Origin of the sequence: Collinsella aerofaciens (assembly GCF_015553355.1) — a bacterium.
In the GTDB taxonomy this organism is placed as follows: domain Bacteria; phylum Actinomycetota; class Coriobacteriia; order Coriobacteriales; family Coriobacteriaceae; genus Collinsella; species Collinsella aerofaciens_V.
In genome coordinates, this window is sequence record NZ_JADNGN010000012.1 from 37,167 (window position 1) to 56,768 (window position 19,602).

Annotated in this window: 16 protein-coding genes; 12 read left to right on the forward strand and 4 right to left on the reverse strand. The window is 61.0% G+C overall.

The features are described 5' to 3' along the window. Positions 1–190 precede the first annotated feature (190 nt). The 9 genes from I2D57_RS04595 to I2D57_RS04635 all read left to right on the forward strand — a co-directional run bounded on the left by I2D57_RS04595 (position 191) and on the right by I2D57_RS04635 (position 9,938). The gene (locus tag I2D57_RS04595; RefSeq protein ID WP_117746255.1) at positions 191–487 is read left to right on the forward strand and encodes a hypothetical protein; all 297 of its coding nucleotides are present in this window, start codon (positions 191–193) and stop codon (positions 485–487) included. After that, the gene (locus tag I2D57_RS04600) at positions 484–993 is read left to right on the forward strand and encodes a hypothetical protein (RefSeq protein WP_195361641.1); all 510 of its coding nucleotides are present in this window, start codon (positions 484–486) and stop codon (positions 991–993) included. Before I2D57_RS04595 ends, I2D57_RS04600 begins: the two co-directional genes overlap by 4 nt. Positions 994–1,083: 90 nt before the next feature. Beyond that, the gene (locus I2D57_RS04605; protein ID WP_161160416.1) at positions 1,084–1,683 is read left to right on the forward strand and encodes a hypothetical protein; all 600 of its coding nucleotides are present in this window, start codon (positions 1,084–1,086) and stop codon (positions 1,681–1,683) included. Between the two features lie 49 nt (positions 1,684–1,732). Continuing rightward, positions 1,733–1,948: a hypothetical protein gene (locus I2D57_RS04610; protein ID WP_138111941.1), complete on the forward strand. Its 216-nt coding sequence runs from the start codon at positions 1,733–1,735 to the stop codon at positions 1,946–1,948. An 18-nt stretch (positions 1,949–1,966) separates the two neighbouring features. Beyond that, positions 1,967–3,397 carry a hypothetical protein gene (locus tag I2D57_RS04615; protein WP_138111938.1) on the forward strand — a complete coding sequence of 477 codons (1,431 nt, stop codon included), beginning with the start codon at positions 1,967–1,969 and terminating at the stop codon, positions 3,395–3,397. Positions 3,398–3,515: 118 nt separating this feature from the next. Continuing rightward, on the forward strand, positions 3,516–4,232 hold the full coding sequence (locus I2D57_RS04620; protein ID WP_006234467.1) for a DUF554 domain-containing protein: 717 nt from the start codon (positions 3,516–3,518) through the stop codon (positions 4,230–4,232). An 87-nt stretch (positions 4,233–4,319) separates the two neighbouring features. Beyond that, a complete protein-coding gene (locus I2D57_RS04625) occupies positions 4,320–6,080 on the forward strand; it encodes a TerB N-terminal domain-containing protein (RefSeq protein ID WP_324249201.1) in 1,761 nt (586 codons plus the stop codon). Continuing rightward, positions 6,073–7,377, forward strand: a complete 1,305-nt coding sequence (locus tag I2D57_RS04630; protein ID WP_195361642.1) for an ATP-binding protein — start codon at positions 6,073–6,075, stop codon at positions 7,375–7,377. The genes I2D57_RS04625 and I2D57_RS04630 overlap by 8 nt, the downstream gene beginning before the upstream one ends. A gap of 116 nt (positions 7,378–7,493) precedes the next feature. Further along, positions 7,494–9,938, forward strand: coding sequence for a DEAD/DEAH box helicase (locus tag I2D57_RS04635; protein ID WP_195361643.1), 2,445 nt, complete (start codon positions 7,494–7,496; stop codon positions 9,936–9,938). A 27-nt stretch (positions 9,939–9,965) separates the two neighbouring features. On the opposite strand, the gene I2D57_RS04640 is transcribed toward I2D57_RS04635, so the two are convergent. The 4 genes from I2D57_RS04640 to I2D57_RS04655 all read right to left on the reverse strand — a co-directional run bounded on the left by I2D57_RS04640 (position 9,966) and on the right by I2D57_RS04655 (position 14,465). After that, complete coding sequence (locus tag I2D57_RS04640) at positions 9,966–10,844, reverse strand: spermidine synthase (protein ID WP_195361644.1); 879 nt, start codon at positions 10,842–10,844, stop codon at positions 9,966–9,968. Continuing rightward, positions 10,845–12,749, reverse strand: coding sequence for an elongator complex protein 3 (locus tag I2D57_RS04645; RefSeq protein WP_195361645.1), 1,905 nt, complete (start codon positions 12,747–12,749; stop codon positions 10,845–10,847). A 97-nt stretch (positions 12,750–12,846) separates the two neighbouring features. Next, positions 12,847–13,743 carry a DUF4097 family beta strand repeat-containing protein gene (locus I2D57_RS04650; protein WP_195361646.1) on the reverse strand — a complete coding sequence of 299 codons (897 nt, stop codon included), beginning with the start codon at positions 13,741–13,743 and terminating at the stop codon, positions 12,847–12,849. Further along, positions 13,743–14,465, reverse strand: coding sequence for a helix-turn-helix domain-containing protein (locus I2D57_RS04655; RefSeq protein WP_195361647.1), 723 nt, complete (start codon positions 14,463–14,465; stop codon positions 13,743–13,745). The genes I2D57_RS04650 and I2D57_RS04655 overlap by 1 nt, the downstream gene beginning before the upstream one ends. Positions 14,466–14,732: 267 nt before the next feature. Here I2D57_RS04655 and I2D57_RS04660 point away from each other — a divergent pair, with 267 nt between their 5' ends. The 3 genes from I2D57_RS04660 to I2D57_RS04670 all read left to right on the forward strand — a co-directional run bounded on the left by I2D57_RS04660 (position 14,733) and on the right by I2D57_RS04670 (position 19,554). Then, a complete protein-coding gene (locus I2D57_RS04660) occupies positions 14,733–15,605 on the forward strand; it encodes a methyltransferase domain-containing protein (protein WP_117806642.1) in 873 nt (290 codons plus the stop codon). A gap of 118 nt (positions 15,606–15,723) precedes the next feature. Continuing rightward, entirely contained in the window at positions 15,724–16,563 is an 840-nt protein-coding gene (gene trmB, locus I2D57_RS04665; RefSeq protein WP_195361648.1) for a tRNA (guanine(46)-N(7))-methyltransferase TrmB, read from the forward strand. A gap of 309 nt (positions 16,564–16,872) precedes the next feature. Next, on the forward strand, positions 16,873–19,554 hold the full coding sequence (locus I2D57_RS04670) for a DEAD/DEAH box helicase (RefSeq protein WP_195361649.1): 2,682 nt from the start codon (positions 16,873–16,875) through the stop codon (positions 19,552–19,554). The last annotated feature ends 48 nt before the right edge of the window (positions 19,555–19,602 follow it).

Consider the following 19,602-nt stretch of genomic DNA (forward strand, 5'->3'; position numbering starts at 1 on the left):
TATGGCCCCGCCGTCGCCGACCGCGCGATTGTCGCTTGAAAAAAGTTGGAGTATTTTTTGCCGCCTTTTACCTGCGGAGACACCAATCCGTCAAGCATTTGGTCAGCAATTGGTCAAGTAGTGGCTGATACCGTCGGCATCGACAGCCAAAACCGACAGAAGTTTTGGCCCCAGAAGCAGGGAGGTTCCCATGGCATATTACTGGCCCCAGTACGGCATCGCCATCGAAGTCGACGACGATCCCCATCTCCTGCCTTTCGACGAAGAGGCATTCCCCGATACGACGGTCTACCACGTTACCACCGATGTGATCTGCGACCCCGAGTCGTTCTCGGCGCTCGCCCACCGCATCGCGCATATCCACGACATCGAGCTCCCTCCCGACTTCGACGAGCTTGTCTACTCACGCCGCCTGATGCTTCACATGCTCTTTGGAGCGAACCCGTCCACCTTTGCGCGCATCTATACCGCCAAGGATGCCGCATGAGCGCGAAGAAGCCACCCCACTTTGCAGGCCTGGGTCGTCGCAAGAAGCTCATCCTTGCCTGTTTGGCCATCGTCTGTGCCCTTGTCGCCGTAGGACTATACGCTTGGCAGTCGCAGCCCGTACCCGAGGCGGGCGCTTCGGTTACGACGGCCGAGGGCAAAAAGCGTCAGGAAATCCAAGATGAGCTCGACGCCATCGTCCGCGACAACATGATGACGATTTCGGTCGCACCGGTCGCTCAGCTGCAGGAGGACGGCAAGCTGCGCGTCAACGTGCAAAACGTCCAAGACAATAAATTTCCCCAGCGATTCCGCGTCATCCAAAACGACGAGACCATGTACGAATCCGGTGTGGTCGAGACCGGCAAGACAATCGAAACGTGCCCCGCCGGCGACATCAAAGAAGGCGAGGCGTACATCGAGATCCAGGCACTCGATGCCAAGACCCTCGACAGCCACGGCAATCCGACACGTGTCAAGGTGCGGGTTGAGCAAGCCGAGAACTAGCTTTTCCGGCCGACGCGGCACCGCACGCAATTCACCAGCATTCGTCCAATCATCGCGGGGACGGCCCGCGGCGAATAGAAAGGAACGACCATGGACATCACCAGGAACATGAACGGAGCCAGAGCGCTCGCCGTGGGCGCAGGGCTCGCGCTCGCGCTCGCAATGGGCGCCGCCCCGACGCCAGCTATGGCAGCCGGGCGCGTTGGAACCACGAAGGTAATGGTCAGGACCGAGATCGACAACGTTGAGTTCAAAGTTCCGACGGTTATTCCCTTCGTCGCCAAGGCCGACGGCACGCTTCAGGGCCCCTCAGAAGACGCGACCACCATCGACAATCATTCGGCCTACGGCATCCATGTCACCAACATGAAGATCGACGCCATGAACACCTGGACCATTGCCGCCGACGCCAAGGCCGGAACCGCGCAGAACTCCATCGACTTTAAGGTCGGCCCCGACGGCGCGCTCCAGAACGCCAGCGCCGCAATGCAGGGAACGGGCCTCGATCTTTCCAAGAATGCAGCCTTCGACATGGGCTACCAGGGCATTGCCGGTGGCACGGACAAAATCAAGCTCAAGACAAGCGGAAACGTCGCCCGCGTCACGCGCGACATCTTCCGCGTAACCGGCGAAGGCGATCAGGTTGCAACGATCACCTGGACGGTCGAGCCCGGTGCGCACACGGCATAAGGCCGGCGGCCTGGCCGCCGCCGTCAGCATCCTAGCGTTTGGGCCAGCCATGGCCTTTGCCCAGCAAGAACAGGCGCAGGCCGCCACGCAAGTGACGGTCGACCTCTCGGAGCTCGACCGCAGCGACCGCGAGGAACCGTTGGCGCAGACAGGCGACAAACGATGGCTCTTGGCAGCAGGCGCCGCAGCAGCAGGCGCGGGAACCGCCGGCCTCGGTCTGCACATCAAACACAGCCAGAAACAAAACATGAACAGGCCGCACTAAATTAGCTAAGGAGACCCCATGGCATCGAAGAACCTTTTGCCCGTCGTCGCACTCTGCGGCGCGCTCGCAACCGGAACGCCTGTCGCCGCTTGGGCGACTCCTGTCATGGCAGACTCCTTACCAGCGGCCCTAAGCTCCGCACCAAATCCGTCGAGCGCCATTGCGTGCAAGCGTTTTTCGATCGCACAGGCCGCAATCTCAACCTCGGGATGCCTTCGTCGTAATACGGACGGCTCGATAGTCGTGGATATCAATCGTTCGAACAAGGCAAACGGCTCCCAGGCGGGGTGCGCCGTCTGCACGTGGCGCTCGGTTGTGCTCGATGCAGATGGCGATCCATGCAATTTAGAGCTGCGCATCGACATCGCTTCGGTCGATGACTCGGCGAACGGAGCGAAGGTCGCCTTCGACGGTACGTTTTTTGAGAAAGGAGGCGGTATATGTCTGGGCTGCGCCGCCGCGAATGCAGACGACACGCAGCCCACCCTCTCATTCACGGCATCGTTGCGGCTGACCAAAGCCGGTACCGATGCCATCGCGGCGGGAGAAGCGTCCCTGCTGTTCTACGCCGTCAGTACCAAAGACACAGACGCTCATTTCGAGAAGCCAGCCGGATCACTCAGCCTTACACGAGGGATAGAGGCAGGCCCTATTGAAATCGATGCCCGCGCGCAAAGCAGGCAACGCATTCTTGCCGACCCGGCGCTTCTCGAAATGGAGTGGAACGGATCCGGAGCCATCGGAATTCTCCCCTCCGCGTTTGACGCCAAGACGCTCCCCCCAAACGACGAACCCATCAACGCAACCATACAAGAAGAGAGCGCGGACAAAGAAGCAGGTGCGGGCGACACGCCGTCGCCGACAAACAGCGTCCCAGCTTCTTTCGAAGCGCCGAATGAGCCCGCTGCCGATCCAAACGATCCCGAGTTCGCGGACAGTCTGGGGCTTGCTGATCCTCAAGAGATCGATGAAGGTAACTGCTGCGTGCTTGCCGCGCTCGACCACACGGAGGTCATCGACGCTGCGAACATCGAAGTTGCCGCCGCCAATCAGCCCGTCCGCAAGTCGGCTATCATCGCATTTCCTGAATCCATCGAAGTCGTCTTTTTGCCATCGGGCGAGGTCGTGGCCCCAACACTGCTCACCTTGTTGGGCGCCAAGAATACTCGAAACGAAATTAAAAAGGTCACGGTTGTCGACCCTGCAACCACCGCCAAGCTGCGTCTATACGCCGTTGCTCCAGACGGAGGCAAGACCTTGGAATTCGATGGTGACACACTCCTAGCCTGGCGACGTCTGGACATTATGCAAGACGTCTCGTATCAGATCGAACTCGAAGGGTTTGATCGTGCCCGCGATGCCAATATCATCGCCGCGGCTATTGAATCCCCGCAGCGGCTTATGACACTGCGCTTTGAATACTATCCCTATGTCCCGACAACCACCTGAGGCTTAAATGCTGCACATCATTCCTAACACCACTTATATAACGTATTAGATGAGTCGCGATGTGCCTCGCATTTCGTTCTGCTACGATTGCCACGTTGGCATCAATACAGGAGGGCTCATGCCGGGCTTGGGAACAATCATCAACGTTGTGCTTTTAGTTGCGGGCGGTCTTTTGGGATTAGCGGGCGGCCGCTTCATCACACCGCGCATCCAAGACACGCTCATGAAAGCATCGGGGCTGTGCGTCCTGTTTATCGGCCTTGGCGGCACCATGCAAAAGATGCTCCTTATCGATGGGAAGGCGCTGGCGACCACCGGTACCACCATGCTCATCGTCTCATTTGCGCTCGGTTCGCTCATCGGCGAGGCCGTCAACTTGGAAGCCGCCATCGAGAACCTTGGCGAATGGCTCAAGCGCAAGACCGGCAGTGAGGGCGATAACGAGTTCACCAACGCTTTTGTCTCGACTTCACTCACCGTGTGTATCGGCGCCATGGCAATTGTGGGATCGATCCAGGACGGCCTGCTCGGCGACTGGTCAACGCTTGCCCTCAAGGGCGCACTGGACTGCATCATCGTCTGCACCATGACGGCGTCGCTCGGACGCGGCTGCATCTTCTCGGCCCTGCCCGTAGCCGTGTTCCAGGGGACGATCACGTTGTTTGCCGGCGCGCTCTCCCCCATCATGACCACAGCAGCCCTCAACAGCCTTTCGCTCGTAGGCTCCATGCTCATCTTCTGCGTCGGCGTCAACCTCATCCGTCCTCAGACCTTCCGCACGGCCAATATGCTCCCCTCCGTCGTCATCGCCGTCATCTACGCCCTCCTGTTCTAAATCTATCAACGCAGCGGTATCTCGAACACCTGTTTGATGCTGTGCTATGATATGAGGTCACCGTAGCTGCGTTCGAGAGGAGGAGCGGTGGCCGACCAGGACATCAAGATGCTCATCGAGCGCATTATGGCCGAGGCCCGGACCCATCAGTCTGCCCGCTTCTCACATGAAGTCTACGCAGACGAGCCGATTCTCAAAACCGGCCGACAGATGCAGAATTTCCTCCCCGACCAGTACCGTAAAATGCGCGAGATATCGCGCTGGCAGGATGACCCCAAGGGCGGTGCGGGCCGCTGGCTTTCGGAAGCCGAGCTTTTTTACCGCCAGGGCCTGCTGATGGCCGACTTTGAGGACGACTGTCCCTACAACGGCACCTTTAAGTCGTACTTTCCCACCTACAACGCCATGAGCGACCGGCAGCTGCGCGGCTACTTTACCTGGCGTGCCCAAGTGCGCCGCGGAACCGTCGAGGAAACGTCTACGTCCTTTGCCTTTCTGTATCTCTATGAGCTGATTTGCGGCATTGGCGTAGATGACCCGTTCGACGGTTATAACAAGATCAAGGCCTTTTGGGATGTCTATCGCGCCTTCGAGCCCGGCATTGATCGGTTTGCACGCGTGTGGTTGCAGGATTACGCCGTATTCCATGGGCTCGACCCCAAGCTGCTCCGCGACTCTAAAACCGTCATGTTCGATAACGCCCTTATCGAGCTGCGGCGCGCTGCTCGAGACCTTGCGCCCGCACCGGCGACGTCCGGCCAGACCCCTAAGCGTCGCAAAACCTCCGAGCCCACGCTCCCCCTTCCGCCCGATGAGGTGCGCGAGGAGCGACTCATGGCCGCCATCAACGCCCTCTCCACGTACAACCTAAGTAACTCGCGGCTCGACCGCAGCCACCACCGCGATCTGCGCCACGTGGCGTGCGCCGTGTATGTCCGTATGGCGCGCTACTATGACACGCACCGAAAGACCGGCATCGTGGCGAGCTTATTTGGGGAGGAGACGGCCATGCCCTACACCATGTTTGCCTCGGCCGTATTCTTTGCGCCCGAGCGCCACGAGGACTGCGAATACCGCTTGAATCCCATCCATATCTACCGTTGCCAAAACGGCTTTTGGGAATGCATGCGTATCCACGGTAGTAGGCAAAAGAGCAGCAAGCTCGGTGAAATGATGCGCGCCTGCGACCAACGCCTGCGCCTGGCGCTGGACCCCGCCCATCCCCTTAAGGAAGAAAAGGTCCCCAAATATCTGGCCAAGATTATCGATGACGAGATTGTGGCATGGCTTTCGTGGGACGCCGCACACCAGCCCGTCAAGATCGATATCGATCTGAGTCAGCTGGGGCACATTCGGAGCGCCGCTGCGCAAACGCGCGAAGCGCTTTTGATCGACGAGGAACGCGAGGACGGCGCGTCCGCAGAAGCCGAGGCAGCGGACTCAGGGCAACCGGAAGCCGAGCCCGTAACCGACGCGATTGTCGAACCGGTCGTGACACCCATTCGGCAGGACTTGACCGACGAGCCGACCATATCCACCGAACAGTTTGGTGTCGTGGCACCGCTTCTCGCGCCGACGCCCGCGTTCGCAGCTGCTGCGCCCGCTGACGCCACAAACGAACTCGCGCCCGCCGCAGATGCCTTCCTTCGCGCACTGCTCGAGCAAAACGCAGCGCAAGCGACATCGGCAGTGGCGCACTCGGGACAGAGCGAGGACATGCTCGTCGATACCATCAACGAGGCGCTCTTTGACCTGGTGGGCGACACCGTAATTGAATTTAGCGCGGCAGGGCCGCAGATTATTGAGGACTACGAAGCAGACGTGAGAGGATACCTAGACCATGAGTGATACCGCATCCGCAGCACCCCGCGTGCCCAAGCGCGTCGCTGCCGTCATTCTCAACTCGCTCAAGGGCGGCGTGGTCCCGCGCATCGGCCTTCCTTACATCACCGTAGGGCGCGAGGTCGAGATTCGCGCCCTGCTCACCGATTTGAGTCTCATCGCCGACGGCGGCGCAAGCTTCCGCTTTCTGGTCGGTCGCTACGGCGCCGGCAAGAGCTTTTTGCTCCAAACCATCCGAACGCATGCCATGGGCGAGGGATTCGTCGTCGCCGATGCAGACTTATCCCCCGAGCGCCGTCTGCAGGGCGGGCAGGGGCAGGGCCTTGCCACCTACCGCGAGCTCATACGCAATATATCGACCAAGACGCGCCCCGAGGGCGGTGCGCTCAACCTAATTCTGGATCGCTGGGTTGCCTCGTGTGCCGACGTCGACGAGTCGGTCGTCAATGCCCAACTGGCCCCGCTCGAGGAGATGGTCCACGGCTTCGACTTCACCCGCATGCTTCGCCGCTATCGCACGGCCGTATCCGAGGGCGACGAGGAAGCCGTGAGCCGCGTGACCAAATGGATCCGCGGCGAATACCGTACCAAGAGCGAGGCTCGCGCCGAGCTGGGCTCCTCGACCATCATCAGCGATGACGACTGGTACGACTACGTTAAGCTCATTGCACGCTTTTTGGTCTGCAGCGGATACAAGGGCATGCTGGTGCTCATCGACGAACTCGTGAATCTGTACAAGATTCCCAACGCGATCACGCGCCAATACAACTACGAGAAGATCCTGACTATGTACAACGACACGCTCCAGGGCAAGGCGCAGTACCTGGGCATGATCATGGGCGGCACTCCAACCTCTATCGAAGACCGCCGCCGAGGCGTGTTCTCCTACGAGGCCCTGCGCAGCCGACTCGCTCAGGGCCGCTTTGCGCGCGAGGACCTTAAGGACATGCTCGCGCCCATCATCCGCCTGCAGCCACTCACCTATGAGGAGTTGCTGGTGCTGATCGAAAAACTCATGCAAATTCACGCCGGCTACTTTGGCTGGACGCCCACGCTTACCGAGAACGACTTGGTGGACTTCCTCAAGATCGAGTTCGGTCGTGTGGGAGCCGACACGCATCTGACGCCGCGTGAAGTCATTCGTGACTTTATCGAACTGCTCGATATCCTGTGTCAGAACCCCGATGCAAATGTGGCGGAGCTGCTGCAAAGCGTTGGTGGCGACGCGCTGGTGCCGGCAGCCGCAACAGGCGACACCGGCACCGCAGACGGCGACCGTAACTTCGCCGAATTCACCATCTAGCCTGCCAAAAAGGGACAGGTTTATTTTGGTAGGTTCTATCTGGGCAAACGTTGAGGCAGTAATGCAGCAAGCCGTTGCCAGCCGCGTTGAGAGATTCGTTTTTGAGAGGAGGCCCCGTGAACGCCTTTGACCGCTACGCCCCGTTTATCCAAGACTTCATCTACTCCCACGATTGGGAGAGCTTGCGCTCTATCCAGGTTGCGGCGGCAGATGCCATCTTTAACACGCAGGACAATGTGCTCCTGACGGCATCCACGGCTTCCGGCAAAACCGAGGCAGCCTTTTTTCCCATCCTGACCGAGTTTTGGGAGAACCCGCCCGCAAGCGTGGGCGCCCTCTACATTGGCCCCCTCAAGGCGCTCATCAATGACCAATTCGTCCGCCTCAACGACCTGTGCGAAGAAGCCAATATCCCTGTCTGGCACTGGCATGGCGATGTCTCGCAGTCGCACAAGGCTAAGCTCATCAAAAAACCGAGCGGCATCTTGCAGATTACGCCCGAGTCACTCGAAGCGCTCTTAATCCATAAGCACATGGCGATCCCGCGCATGTTTTGCGACCTGCGCTATGTGGTCATCGACGAGGTCCATTCGCTCATGCGCGGCGACCGTGGCGGGCAGACGCTCTGCCTTATCGAGCGACTCTCGCGCATGGCAGGCGTGCAGCCCCGCCGCATTGGCCTTTCGGCCACCATCGGCGACCCCGAGCGCACGGGTGCCTTTCTCTCACAGGGAACGGGACGCGACTGCGTTATCCCCCGTTTTGAGGAACCGCGTCGCGTGTGGCGTATCTCCATGGAGCACTTCTACAACTCGGGTCCCCAGGCACAGCAGCGAGGATTCGAGAACATGGGTCCTCAAGAGGCCGAAGTGCTTGCATGCGAGCGCATTGAGGCAGCGGCACCCGCGGCACTGTCCGCCGGCGCCCAAGACATGCGTCACAGCGGACAGCTCACACAAGAGGAGCGCCGTCAACGTCGTGAACGGGCACGGGGCAAGGCCGCTCCCAAAGACCGTCGCACTTCCTCGGCCCCCGAGGGCGAAGTCGACATCCCCCGGGCCACCGAGCAGACGCTCCTCAACCCCACCGACACGGCGCCCGACAACGCCGACCCTGGCATGGGGTATATCTTTGAGCATACGCGCGGCCGCAAGTGCCTGGTCTTTGCCAACTCGCGCGAGGAGGCAGAGGCCGTGTGCTCCATGCTGCGCAGCTACTGCGAAAGTCGACACGAGCCCGACCGCTTTCTGATCCATCACGGCAACCTTTCGGCATCGCTGCGCGAGACGGCCGAGGAGCTCATGCGCGACGAGGAGCAGGCGCAGACAACCGTCACCACCTCTACGCTGGAACTCGGTATCGATATCGGCCGTCTGGAGCGCGCCTTCCAGATCGACGCGCCGTTTACCGTCAGCTCCTTTTTGCAGCGAATGGGTCGCACAGGACGCCGCGACCTTCCGCCCGAGATGTGGTTTGTCATGCGCGAGGAAGAGCCCGAGCCGCGCACGATGATGCCCGAGACGATTCCCTGGAAACTCCTGCAGGGCATCGCGCTCGTACAACTTTATCGCGAGGAAAAGTGGGTCGAGCCGCCCGAGCTCGATCGACTCCCCTACAGCCTGCTCTACCACCAGACCATGTCGACGCTCGCCAGCACCGGCGAGCTCACGCCGGCCGAGCTTGCTCAGCGTGTACTCACGCTCAGCTATTTCCACCGCGTCTCGGCCGATGACTATCGCGTACTGCTGCGCCACCTCATCAAGATCGACCACATCCAGGTCACCGAGGGCGGTGGGCTCATCGTGGGTCTCGCGGGAGAGCGCATCATCAACAACTTTAAGTTCTACGCCGTGTTCCAGGAAAACGAGGAGTTTACCGTTCGCAGCGAATCGGCCGAGCTGGGCACGATTGTCAACCCGCCACCACCTGGCGAGCGCATCGCCATCGCGGGCCATTGCTGGATTGTCGAGGAAGTGGACTGGAAGCGCCACACCGTCTTTGCCACGCAGGTCAAGGGCCGGGTGCCGGCCTACTTTGGCGACTGCCCCGGTGATATCAATACACACGTACTCGAGCGCATGCGCAAGGCGCTCAACGAGCACGCAGCATATCCGTACCTTATGGGTAACGCACGGGCCCGCCTTGCGCAGGCTCGTCATACCGCCGAGATTTCGGGCGCGGGAACTAAGCCGCTCATCAACCTGGGTGGCGACACCTGGGTGCTCTTCCCCTGGTTGGGCAGCTACGCCTTCCTAGCACTCGAGCGCATGCTTAAAATCAAATGTGCCGCTGAGTTGGGCCTTCGCGGACTCGACCCGTCACGCCCGTACTTTATGCAGTTTAAGATGAAGGCCGACGAGGAGATGTTCTTTGAGGTTCTCGCCGCCGAGGCCGAGAAGGACTTCGACCCCATCGAGCTCGTCTATCCCGGCGAGGTGCCTTACTTTGACCGCTACGACGAATTCGTTCCAGAAGAGCTCGTGCGCAAGGGCTTTGCAGAAGGCGTGCTCGACATCGAAGGCATGAAGCAGCGCGTTCTCGGCTGGCGCGACCACACATAAAACCAGTCTTTTTTGGGACGGGGAGACTTACTTGTCGTGAAGGACAGTGCCGAGGAAGTCGGTGTCGAAGGGCACAGCTTCGGCAAAGGCGTAGTCGCCGTCGCTGGCGATGAGCAGATAATTCTCCTCGCCGCCGAACTCTGCATCGCCACATGGGACCACCCAAGCATGGTCGAACACCTCAAGCGCCGTGGCGGCACAGTCGCGCAGGAACGTCACATCGCTCCCCTCGTTTGCGCTCACGATATTGGCCACGTAGATACCCCCGGGGTTCAGGCTGCCCCGCACCAGGCGCAACGCTTCAACCGTCGCCAGCTCGCGTACGGGCTCGGCACCGCCAAAGCAATCGCTCACGACCACGTCGTAGCGACGATGGCCCACGCTCGTCACGCCCAGATACGAGCGAGCCTCAGCGGTAATCACCCGCAGGCGGTCGCCCGCCGCGCGCTCCAGCTCGTCTAGGTAGAACCAGCGGCGCGCCAGGCGCGTAATCTCTCCGTCATACTCGATGACGTCCATGCGCAAACCCTCGTGCGACATCAGAGCGAACTTAGGATAGGCAAACCCGCCGCCGCCCAGCACAAGCATGCGGTCGATACCGTGACCATAAGCGTCATGCATTGCGTCCTCGGCCTCAAACACATCGTCGAACGCGTAATAGTACGCAAAGACCGGCTCGGCCCAACGCTCACCGACATAGCTTGCGCTTTGGTAGACGCCGCCCTGCACGAGCACGCGGACCTCGTCACCGCTCTCGTCGTGCACACGCTTCACACGCGCTAGGCCGTTGCGGGTACGCGCGACCTGCAAACAGGCAGCACGAACAGCGACGGCGGCCGCACCTAGCGCCGCGGCTCCCAGGGCAACGCCGGCAACGACGCCGGCAGAAACACTCGGCTTGTTCATCTAGAGCTCCTTTTGCAGATAGAGTCCGTGGTCGTAGAAACCCAAATGGCGATAGTACTCGCGCGTACCGATCGCGCTAATCACGTTGATACGCGCATAACCCGCATCCCGGGCAATATGGCACGCACGCTCCACGAGCAAACGCCCCAACCCGTGATGCTGCGCCGCCTGGCCCTGATCGCCCACGCGTGCCGCCATGCCATACACGTGTACCTCGCGAATCATCGCCTCGTCCGGCGTCGTCGGCAACTCGTCCGCATGCGCGGCAACAAACGAATGGTCGGGCAGCGACAACCGCAAAAAGCCCGAGATCTTGCCCTGCGGCGTCACCCACTGCAAAAAGCGCTCGTGCGTCACCGGCGTCTCGTAAGCGACCTCATCAAGGGTCAGCTCATGCAAGTCGGCACCCGCCGTGCTGATTTCGCGATAGCGAATCTCGCGTACCGTCGCACCGTCACCCCGAGCAACCAGGCGGTTCTCAACGAGCTGACGCAGGTTGGGCTTCTTGTTGCCCACCATAATGTCATCGGAACTAAAGTCGCGGATCATGCGACTGATACGGCAGAACGCCGGCGTCACCACGATGTCGTCGGCCAGCACATCGAGCAGCTCTTCCTCGGTATAGGGACGCCACTCGCCGCGCTCATAGCAGCCCACCAGACGCGAGCCCTCGATGAGCGCACACGGGTAGACCTTGACCTCGTCGGGCATAAAGGCCCCTTCGGTCATAAAGCACTCGTAGTCGCGCTTGTCCCCCTCGGGCGTGGCGCCCAGCAAGTTAAGCATAAAATGCGCGTGGATCTTAAAGCCAAACAGGCGCGCAAGCGAAAACGCCCGCTCGATCTGCGCCACCGAAATGCGACGCTCGTTGATATCGAGCAGGTGCTGGTCGAGACTCTGGATACCCATCTGAATCTTGGTGCAGCCCAGGCGGCGGATGAGCGTGAGGGCCTGCGGCGTTACGGCATCGGGGCGCGTCTCGATAACGAGCCCCACCACACGATGCTTCGCCGTCTCGTTGGTGCGCTGCTGGCACTCGAGCTCTTCCATCGTTGTCGTTTGCCACTCGGCAACCTCGCCCCACGGCGTACCAGGGCCGTACAGACGACGCACCGCGCGGTTATAGCCGCCCACGGCAGCATCCACACGCCCCTGCTCGTCGGTAACACCGCTCGCAAGCTCGGCCTCGTCGGTCGCAATACCGACGGCCCGATAGCGTTCGCGACGCTCCGCCACCACCGGCGGCAGGGCATCGGCGGGAGCGTCATCGAGCAGGCGCCCTGCCTCGGCACGGCTGATGCCCGGACGCGCCAACATGGGGTTGGCCGCCACGCCGGCCACGGCATCGTCATTGAGCGCGCGGAAGAGCTCCGACATAAACCACATCTGATACCCTTGCGGATAGTCGCTCCAGGTACCGCCAAGCACAATGAGCTCGATCTTATCGGTCGCATGACCCATCTGCGAAAGCGCGGTCAAACGGGCGCTCACCTGCAGATACGGGTCAAAGCAGTTTTGCTCTGCACGGGCACACGCCGGCTCGGCATGTAAATAGCTTTTGGGCATGCGCAGGTCGTTGGGGCAAAACAGGCAATCGCCCGAGCACGGCCACGGCTTGGTGATGACGGTAATGGTTGCCACGCCCGAAGCCGTGCGACGAGGCTTCATACGCAGCACCTGCAGCAGTTGACGTTCCAGCTCGGCATCGACATTCCACCCAGCCCAACGAGCCGGCTCCTCACGTTTAACCCGCTGGTAGAACGGCAGCAGACGGCGCTTGGCCAAATCGCGTTTGTCGGCACCCTCACGGCGCGCCTCGGCATGTATCAGTTTGACGAGCGCTTTGTCATCCACGGTCTCGCCGCGACGCAGAGCCTCGAGTATGTTCAAGATAATCTGTTCCATGCCCCCATTGTAAAGGCAAAGGCGCCGGAGCCGATCTCGGCTTCGGCGCCTCCATCAAAGAGCATGCCTATATGTACCGATCTCCGAAAACCGCATGTCACTCCGGATCAAACGACATGTCGCCCGAATCGACCTCAAAACGATACGTAGCAGACTTATCGCCGTTATCGAATTCAAGATTCAAAATGGTCTCGCCGTCGTAGCCAAGCGGAAGGAAATCGCTCTCGAAGTCGCCGCTGCCCAAGGTGAGGCTCGCCTTAAAGCCCGTCGAGTTCGGAACCGTCATCTCCACATCGCCCGAGCCCACACTCACGTCCATCGACTTCGCGGGGGCCTGGTAGAGCTCGAGCGTTACATCGCCCGACCCGACCTCAGCGCTGAGCGCATCAGTCACGCTGCCCGTAAACTCTACATCTCCCGCACCCAGGAAAAGGTCGAAACCATCACAGGTGACACCGGCGATCTGCAGATCACCCGAGCCCACGTGTGCGTTGATCCCCTTCAGATGTTCGGCAACACGGCGTGGCAGCTCAACCGTAACCGAGCGGTCAATTGCCTTACCGTCATCACTTCCAAACTGGGAAACCTTGAGCGTCGAGTCCTCGACGGATGCGATGTTCTGCGTCGCGGCCTTGGAGGCATCCATGCCCTTGGCAACGCGCCCCCGCTCGATAACGCGAGCCTTGTTGCCATCAACAACCTTGACGTCCACCGAAGCCGCATTGATATCGAAATCGAGGTAGCGGAACTCATCGGCATCAAAAGTCATGCTCGAAAGTTGCTGAGGCCGAGCGGAATAGCTGCCGTCGTCCAAGAGATCGTCATCGTCAAACATATCGTCAAAATCAGACAAATGGCCAGATAGAATACCGGTCGTACGCACCATATCGGAATGAGCCAATAGCCGCGAAATGCCAAAAACAAGCCCGATGATGAGCACAAACGCTCCGATGCCAACGCCCAGACGCAGCTTGGATTCATGCGAAAGCTTCATCATTCGTCACCCTCTTTGGCACACGGCTCAGCGGTGGCTGCGGTAGCCACGTCAGCATCAGGTTCCGCAGAAGTATCCTTCCCCTGGGCCTTGACCGCGACCGGCGCCGGACCAACCTGGATATCCCCGCGCGCCCAATCGCCATCGAGCGCACGCGCCACCCAGTGATAGATGGGAATCGTAAAGAAGATCAGTGCGGGAAAAGGGCTGGTACCAACCAGGAACATCAGCAAAAAGAACAGCAGCCAGCACACGGCCCAATACGGGAACGACTGGAAGGGGCCCTTCACCGGAGTCGGAGCGGCCGCGCCGCCGCCCGTCACCTGCGCCGTCGCGGCATTGGCGGCCTGCGCACTCCAGCTTGCCGCTTGCGCCGCCTTAGCCGCAGCATCACTCGCCTGTGTTGCCGCCTCAGTCGCACGCGCCGCTGCCTCATGGGTGCGGGCACGTTCCGCCGCCTCGGCCTCGCGCTGGCGGGCGCGGTCCTCGTTCTCAAACTCGATATCGTCCTCGATCTCGTCGCTCGGATTGAGCAGCTCGTCCAGACTCACGCCATAAAGCTTGGCGAGCGAGATCAGGTTCTCGGTATCGGGCGAGCTCTCCGCGCGCTCCCATTTGCTGACCGCCTGGCGCGACAGCCCCAGCTTTCGCGCCAGCCCTTCTTGGCTAAAGCCTTTGCTGCGGCGAAGGTCGGCGAGCCGCTGCGCAGTTTCTACATTCATGGTTCCTCCTATGTGATGCCAGCCGTGCCGCCGGACCGCTTTTGTTCTTAAGGCGCCTTGCACAGTTAAAAATCTATCCGCCACCGCCAAAAGCATGCCACCTATTCTAGTGAGATTTTTGACAACCGGCGGTTGCGGGTGCATATGAGCTGCGGAAATGTGTCCAAACAAAGCAATGACCCGTAGCTTGGTTGTCCCCGTTGCGGCGTTAACGGTAGTATGGTCGTACTGTTTATTCCGCACCGCCAACGGAGGGAGTTCCGCGCCGTGAACCGCGATTTCGCCTCATCGCTCATCCAGCTCAACAATACGTTCTATCGCGAGCACTCCGCCTCCTTCTCCGATACGCGCCAGGCCCCGTGGCCCGGCTGGGTGCGCACCATGGATATCGCGCTCGGGCAGCTCGACGTCGCCACGATCGAGCATCCCGTCCGCGTCTTCGACCTCGCCTGCGGCAACATGCGATTCGAGAACTTTGCCGCCGGCGGCGCACTTGCCGCCAAGGGCGTCGACGGCGCAAACCCCTCGGCAGATGCCAGCTGCCCGTTTGAGTTCTATGGCGTCGACTCGTGCCAAGACCTGGCCATCGATGCACGCGGTCACGCCCTGCGCATTCCCAACCTGCACTTCCAGGAACTCGATGTGCTCGACGCCCTTATGAAGCTCAACCCCGCCGAGACGCCCGACGTGCTTTTCGACGCCCCGCTCGCCGACATCTCGGTCTGCTTTGGCTTTATGCACCACGTGCCGTCGTGCGAGTATCGCGTACGCGTGCTCGACGCCCTGGTGCGTCAGACGCGCCCAGGTGGCATCATCGCCATCAGCTTTTGGGAGTTTATGAACGACGAGCGCATGGCGCGCAAGGCCGTTCGTGCCGAGGCCCGCGCCGAGCTCACCCCGCCGTTTGAGGGTTACGATTCGGCGCAGTTTGAAGCCGGCGACCACCTCATCGGCTGGCAAAACGACCGCCACGCCTACCGCTATTGCCATCACTTTGACGATCAGCAGATCACCGACCTGGTGCGCGGCGTCCGCACGTTCTACAAGAGCGGCGAGGTCCCCGTGCGCGAGCTTGAGCGTTTCCATGCTGACGGTCGCAGCGGCGAGCTCAACCGCTATGTGATTCTCAAGCGCCTGTAGGTATCGGCGACTCGCCGCCGAACCGCACCGCATCTTTCGGGCAAACTATGCCCACCCTTTTTCAACCCATTGACGGAACGCGCAGCTACGCGTTCCATATTTATGACCAAGGAGCCTCATGGGAGCCGTCCACGTTCGCACGCCTAAGAACTTTGTGCTCGAGGAGCGCCTGGAGCGCTACGCCGATGCGATTGAGACGAACCCCGAGGCTTATACCGGAGATTGGCGCAAGGCCTGTGCGCCCGCAGACGGCAAGCCCTTCGAACACCTTCACCTGGATCTTGGCTGTGGCAAGGGAACGTACCTTGTAGAGCGCGCGGCCCACGAGCCAAACACGCTCTTTATCGGCATGGACCAGGAGCCCATCTGCATCGCCTATGCCGCGCAGAAAATCTGTGAGCAGGAACTGACCAACGCACTCGTCCTGCCCCGAGGCGCCGCATCGCTGCCGCAGCTGTTTGCCGCAGGCGAGCTCGATGCCATCACCATTAACTTTCCCACGCCGCAGCCCAAGGCCAAGTACGCCAAAAAACGACTCGTCCATGTCGACCATCTGATGCTCTACCGCCCGCTCCTTGCAGCCGGCGCCACCGTCACGCTGCGCACCGACAGCAAGCCATTGCGCGATTACGCCCTGGGACAGTTTGCCGCGGCCGGCTACGACACACTTTGGGTAAGCGAGGACGTTCGCCGCGACCATCCCGAGCATCCCGAGACCGAATATGAATGCCGCACGCGCGAGATGGGTGCCGTCGTCTATGGCATTTGTGCCACACCCGGCGCGCAGCCCAGCGATGAACAGCTTACGACGGGCCTCATGCAGGAGCAAAGCCTTGCCTGCTACCTGCCCGAAAACCTCGATGAGCTCACCTATGTACCTCTGGGCATGGAAGAGGCCGTCGAGAACTTTAAAAACCGCGCCCGCAAGGGCAAGAAGCGCTTACCGCAAGAGTCCTAGGGGCTTCTTATGGTCGCGGCGTCGGCAAACAAGCGCAAATAGGCGCCAGCGAACGACCCTCAAGCCTAAGTGAGTAGACTTTTTTGCAATAGCCAAGCACAACCCGCATAGCGAAACATAAAACCGCAGGTAGAGCCCTTGTGCAAAAGCCATGTGCTCGCGACATTGCAAAAAGTCTACTCACTTAGCTGGCAACTGCACCAAACGGCCGGGCAGAACGCCCATTTCCTGCATTTTCTTGCCTGCAAACGCATCGATGCGCCGCTACGCCATAATAGTTGGCGGACAATCGCGAGAGAAAGCAACCACATGGCACAGACCACGACAGATACCGCCGCCAGCACCGTCTCCGGCGCCGGCGCCGCCAGCTCATTCTCGGGCGGCACGGGAACCGAAGCCGAGTTTGGCTCGCTCGGCGCGCTCTCCCCCACCTGGTGGGAGCCCGAGGACGGCAGCGAGCCCGAACCGTGGCTCACGCCCGATCAAGCCTTCGAACGCTTCTTTGAATGGACGAGCGATCGCGGCATTGAACTGTGGGATCACCAAGAAGAGGCCCTCATGGACCTGGCTGCCGGCGATCACGTCATTTTAGGCACACCGACCGGATCGGGCAAGTCGCTTGTCGCGCTGGGCATGCTCTTTATGGGCATGGCGCAGGGCAAGCGCTGCTACTACACGGCTCCTATCAAGGCTCTGGTCAGTGAGAAGTTTTTCGATCTTGTGCAGGTGCTCGGCCGCGATAACGTCGGTATGATCACCGGCGACACGCATATCAACACCAAGGCTCCCGTCATCTGCTGCACGGCAGAGATCCTTGCCAACGACGCGCTGCGCGAGGGCGAAGATGCCGATGTTGGCTGCGTCGCCATGGACGAGTTCCACTACTTTGCCGACCCCGATCGCGGCTGGGCCTGGCAGGTACCGCTGCTCACCCTGCCTCACACGCAATTCATGCTCATGAGCGCCACGCTCGGCGATGTCACTGCCATCGCCGCCTCACTCGAGGAACACACCGGCGCTACCTGCGACTTGGTCGTCGATGCCCCGCGCCCCGTGCCGCTGAGCTACGACTACGTGACGACCTCGCTCGAGGGCACCGTCGAGCTCGCGATGCGCCGCGGCGAGGCCCCGCTCTACATCGTGCACTTTAGCCAGGATGCCGCCCTTGCAACGGCGCAATCCCTCGCCAACTTTGGCATTGCCAGCAAGGAGCAGCGCGAGGCCATCAAGGAGGCGGCCAAGGGCACGAGCTTCTCGACGGCCTTTGGCAAGATTCTCAAACGCCTGCTTGGATGCGGCGTCGGCGTGCACCACGCTGGCATGTTGCCGCGCTATCGCCTGCTGGTCGAGCGCTTGGCGCAGCAGGGCCTGCTGCCCGTCATCTGCGGCACCGATACGCTCGGCGTCGGCATCAACGTACCCATCCACACCGTGGTGCTCACCGCGCTCACCAAGTTCGACGGCTACAAGATGCGTCGCCTGCGCGCCCGCGAGTTCCATCAGATCGCCGGTCGCGCCGGCCGCTCGGGCTTCGATACCGAGGGCATGGTGATCGCCGAGGCACCCGAGCACGAAATCGAGAATGCCAAGCTTATGGCCAAGGCGGGCGACGACCCCAAGAAGCTCCGCAAGATTAAAAAGAAGAAGGCCCCCGAGGGCTTTGTCACCTGGAACAAGCAGACCTTTGAGCGCCTGATCGAGACGCAGCCCGAAACGCTCAAGCCGCGCCTGCGCATCACACACTCCATGGTGATTAGCGTGGTCGAGCAGGGCGGCGATGCCCGAGCCCGCGTACACGACCTCATCGAGACGAGTCTGCAGACTCCCGAGGAAAAGGCAAAGCTCGAGGTTCGTGCCGACGAGATCTTCGCCACGCTCATTGACTCCGGCGTCGTCGTGCGCACCGAGGTGCCGCCCGCACCCGACGCTCCGGCTGACGCCGCGCCGGACATCGACTACGCGCTGACGGTCGACCTGCCCGAGGACTTTGCGCTCGACCAGCCGCTCTCACCGTTTTTACTTGCCGCGCTGGAGCTGCTCGACCCCGAGAGTGAGACCTATACCATGGACCTCATCTCGATGGTCGAGGCTACGCTCGAGGACCCCAAGCAGGTATTGCGCGCACAGGAGCGTGCCGCACGCGATCGCGCGATGGCCGAAATGAAGGCTGACGGCGTCGAATATGAGGAGCGCTTGGAGCGCATTCAAGACGTCACGTACGAAAAGCCGCTCGAGGATTTGCTCGACGCCGCTTTTGACAAGTACTGCCAGGAAGTGCCTTGGGCAAACGACTACCAGCTCTCTCCCAAGAGCGTCCTGCGCGACATGCTGGAGAGCGCGAGCGACTTTAAGGGCTATATCCAAAAGCTCGGCATCGCCCGCTCCGAGGGCATTCTGCTGCGCTACCTGGCAGAGGCTTACCGTTCGCTCGACCGCACCGTGCCCATTGAGAAGCGCGATGAGCGCTTGCGTGACATCATTTCGTGGCTCGGCTTTGTGGTGCGCTCGGTCGACTCGAGCCTGGTGGACGAGTGGGAGAACGCCGGCAACCCCGCTGCACTCGACGCCGCACCGCCGCAGGGCATCGACGAGGTCGTTGCGGACCGTCGCGGCTGCACGCTGTTGGTGCGCAACGCGCTCTTCCGCCGCGTGTCCCTTGCCGCCCGCGAGCGCGTTCGCGACCTGGGCGAGCTCGACGACGACTGGGGCATGAGCGAGGTCCGCTGGCAAAAAGCACTCGACGCTTACCACGAGCAGCACGAGGAAATCCTCACCGACGGCGATGCCCGCAGCGCCGCGATGTTTTCCATCGACGAGTCCGACGAGAAGACCGCGCACGTATGGCACGTGCACCAGATCTTTGCCGACGAGGATGGCGACCACGATTTTGGCATCATGGGCGATGTCGACCTGGATGCCACGCAAGACGGCGGCGAGGTCATCTTCAAGAACTACCGCGTCGGCTTTATCGAGGACCTGCTCGAGGACTAGCCGCACATACTGGAACAAAACGAAGCGGGGCCGCTGGCAACATCGCCA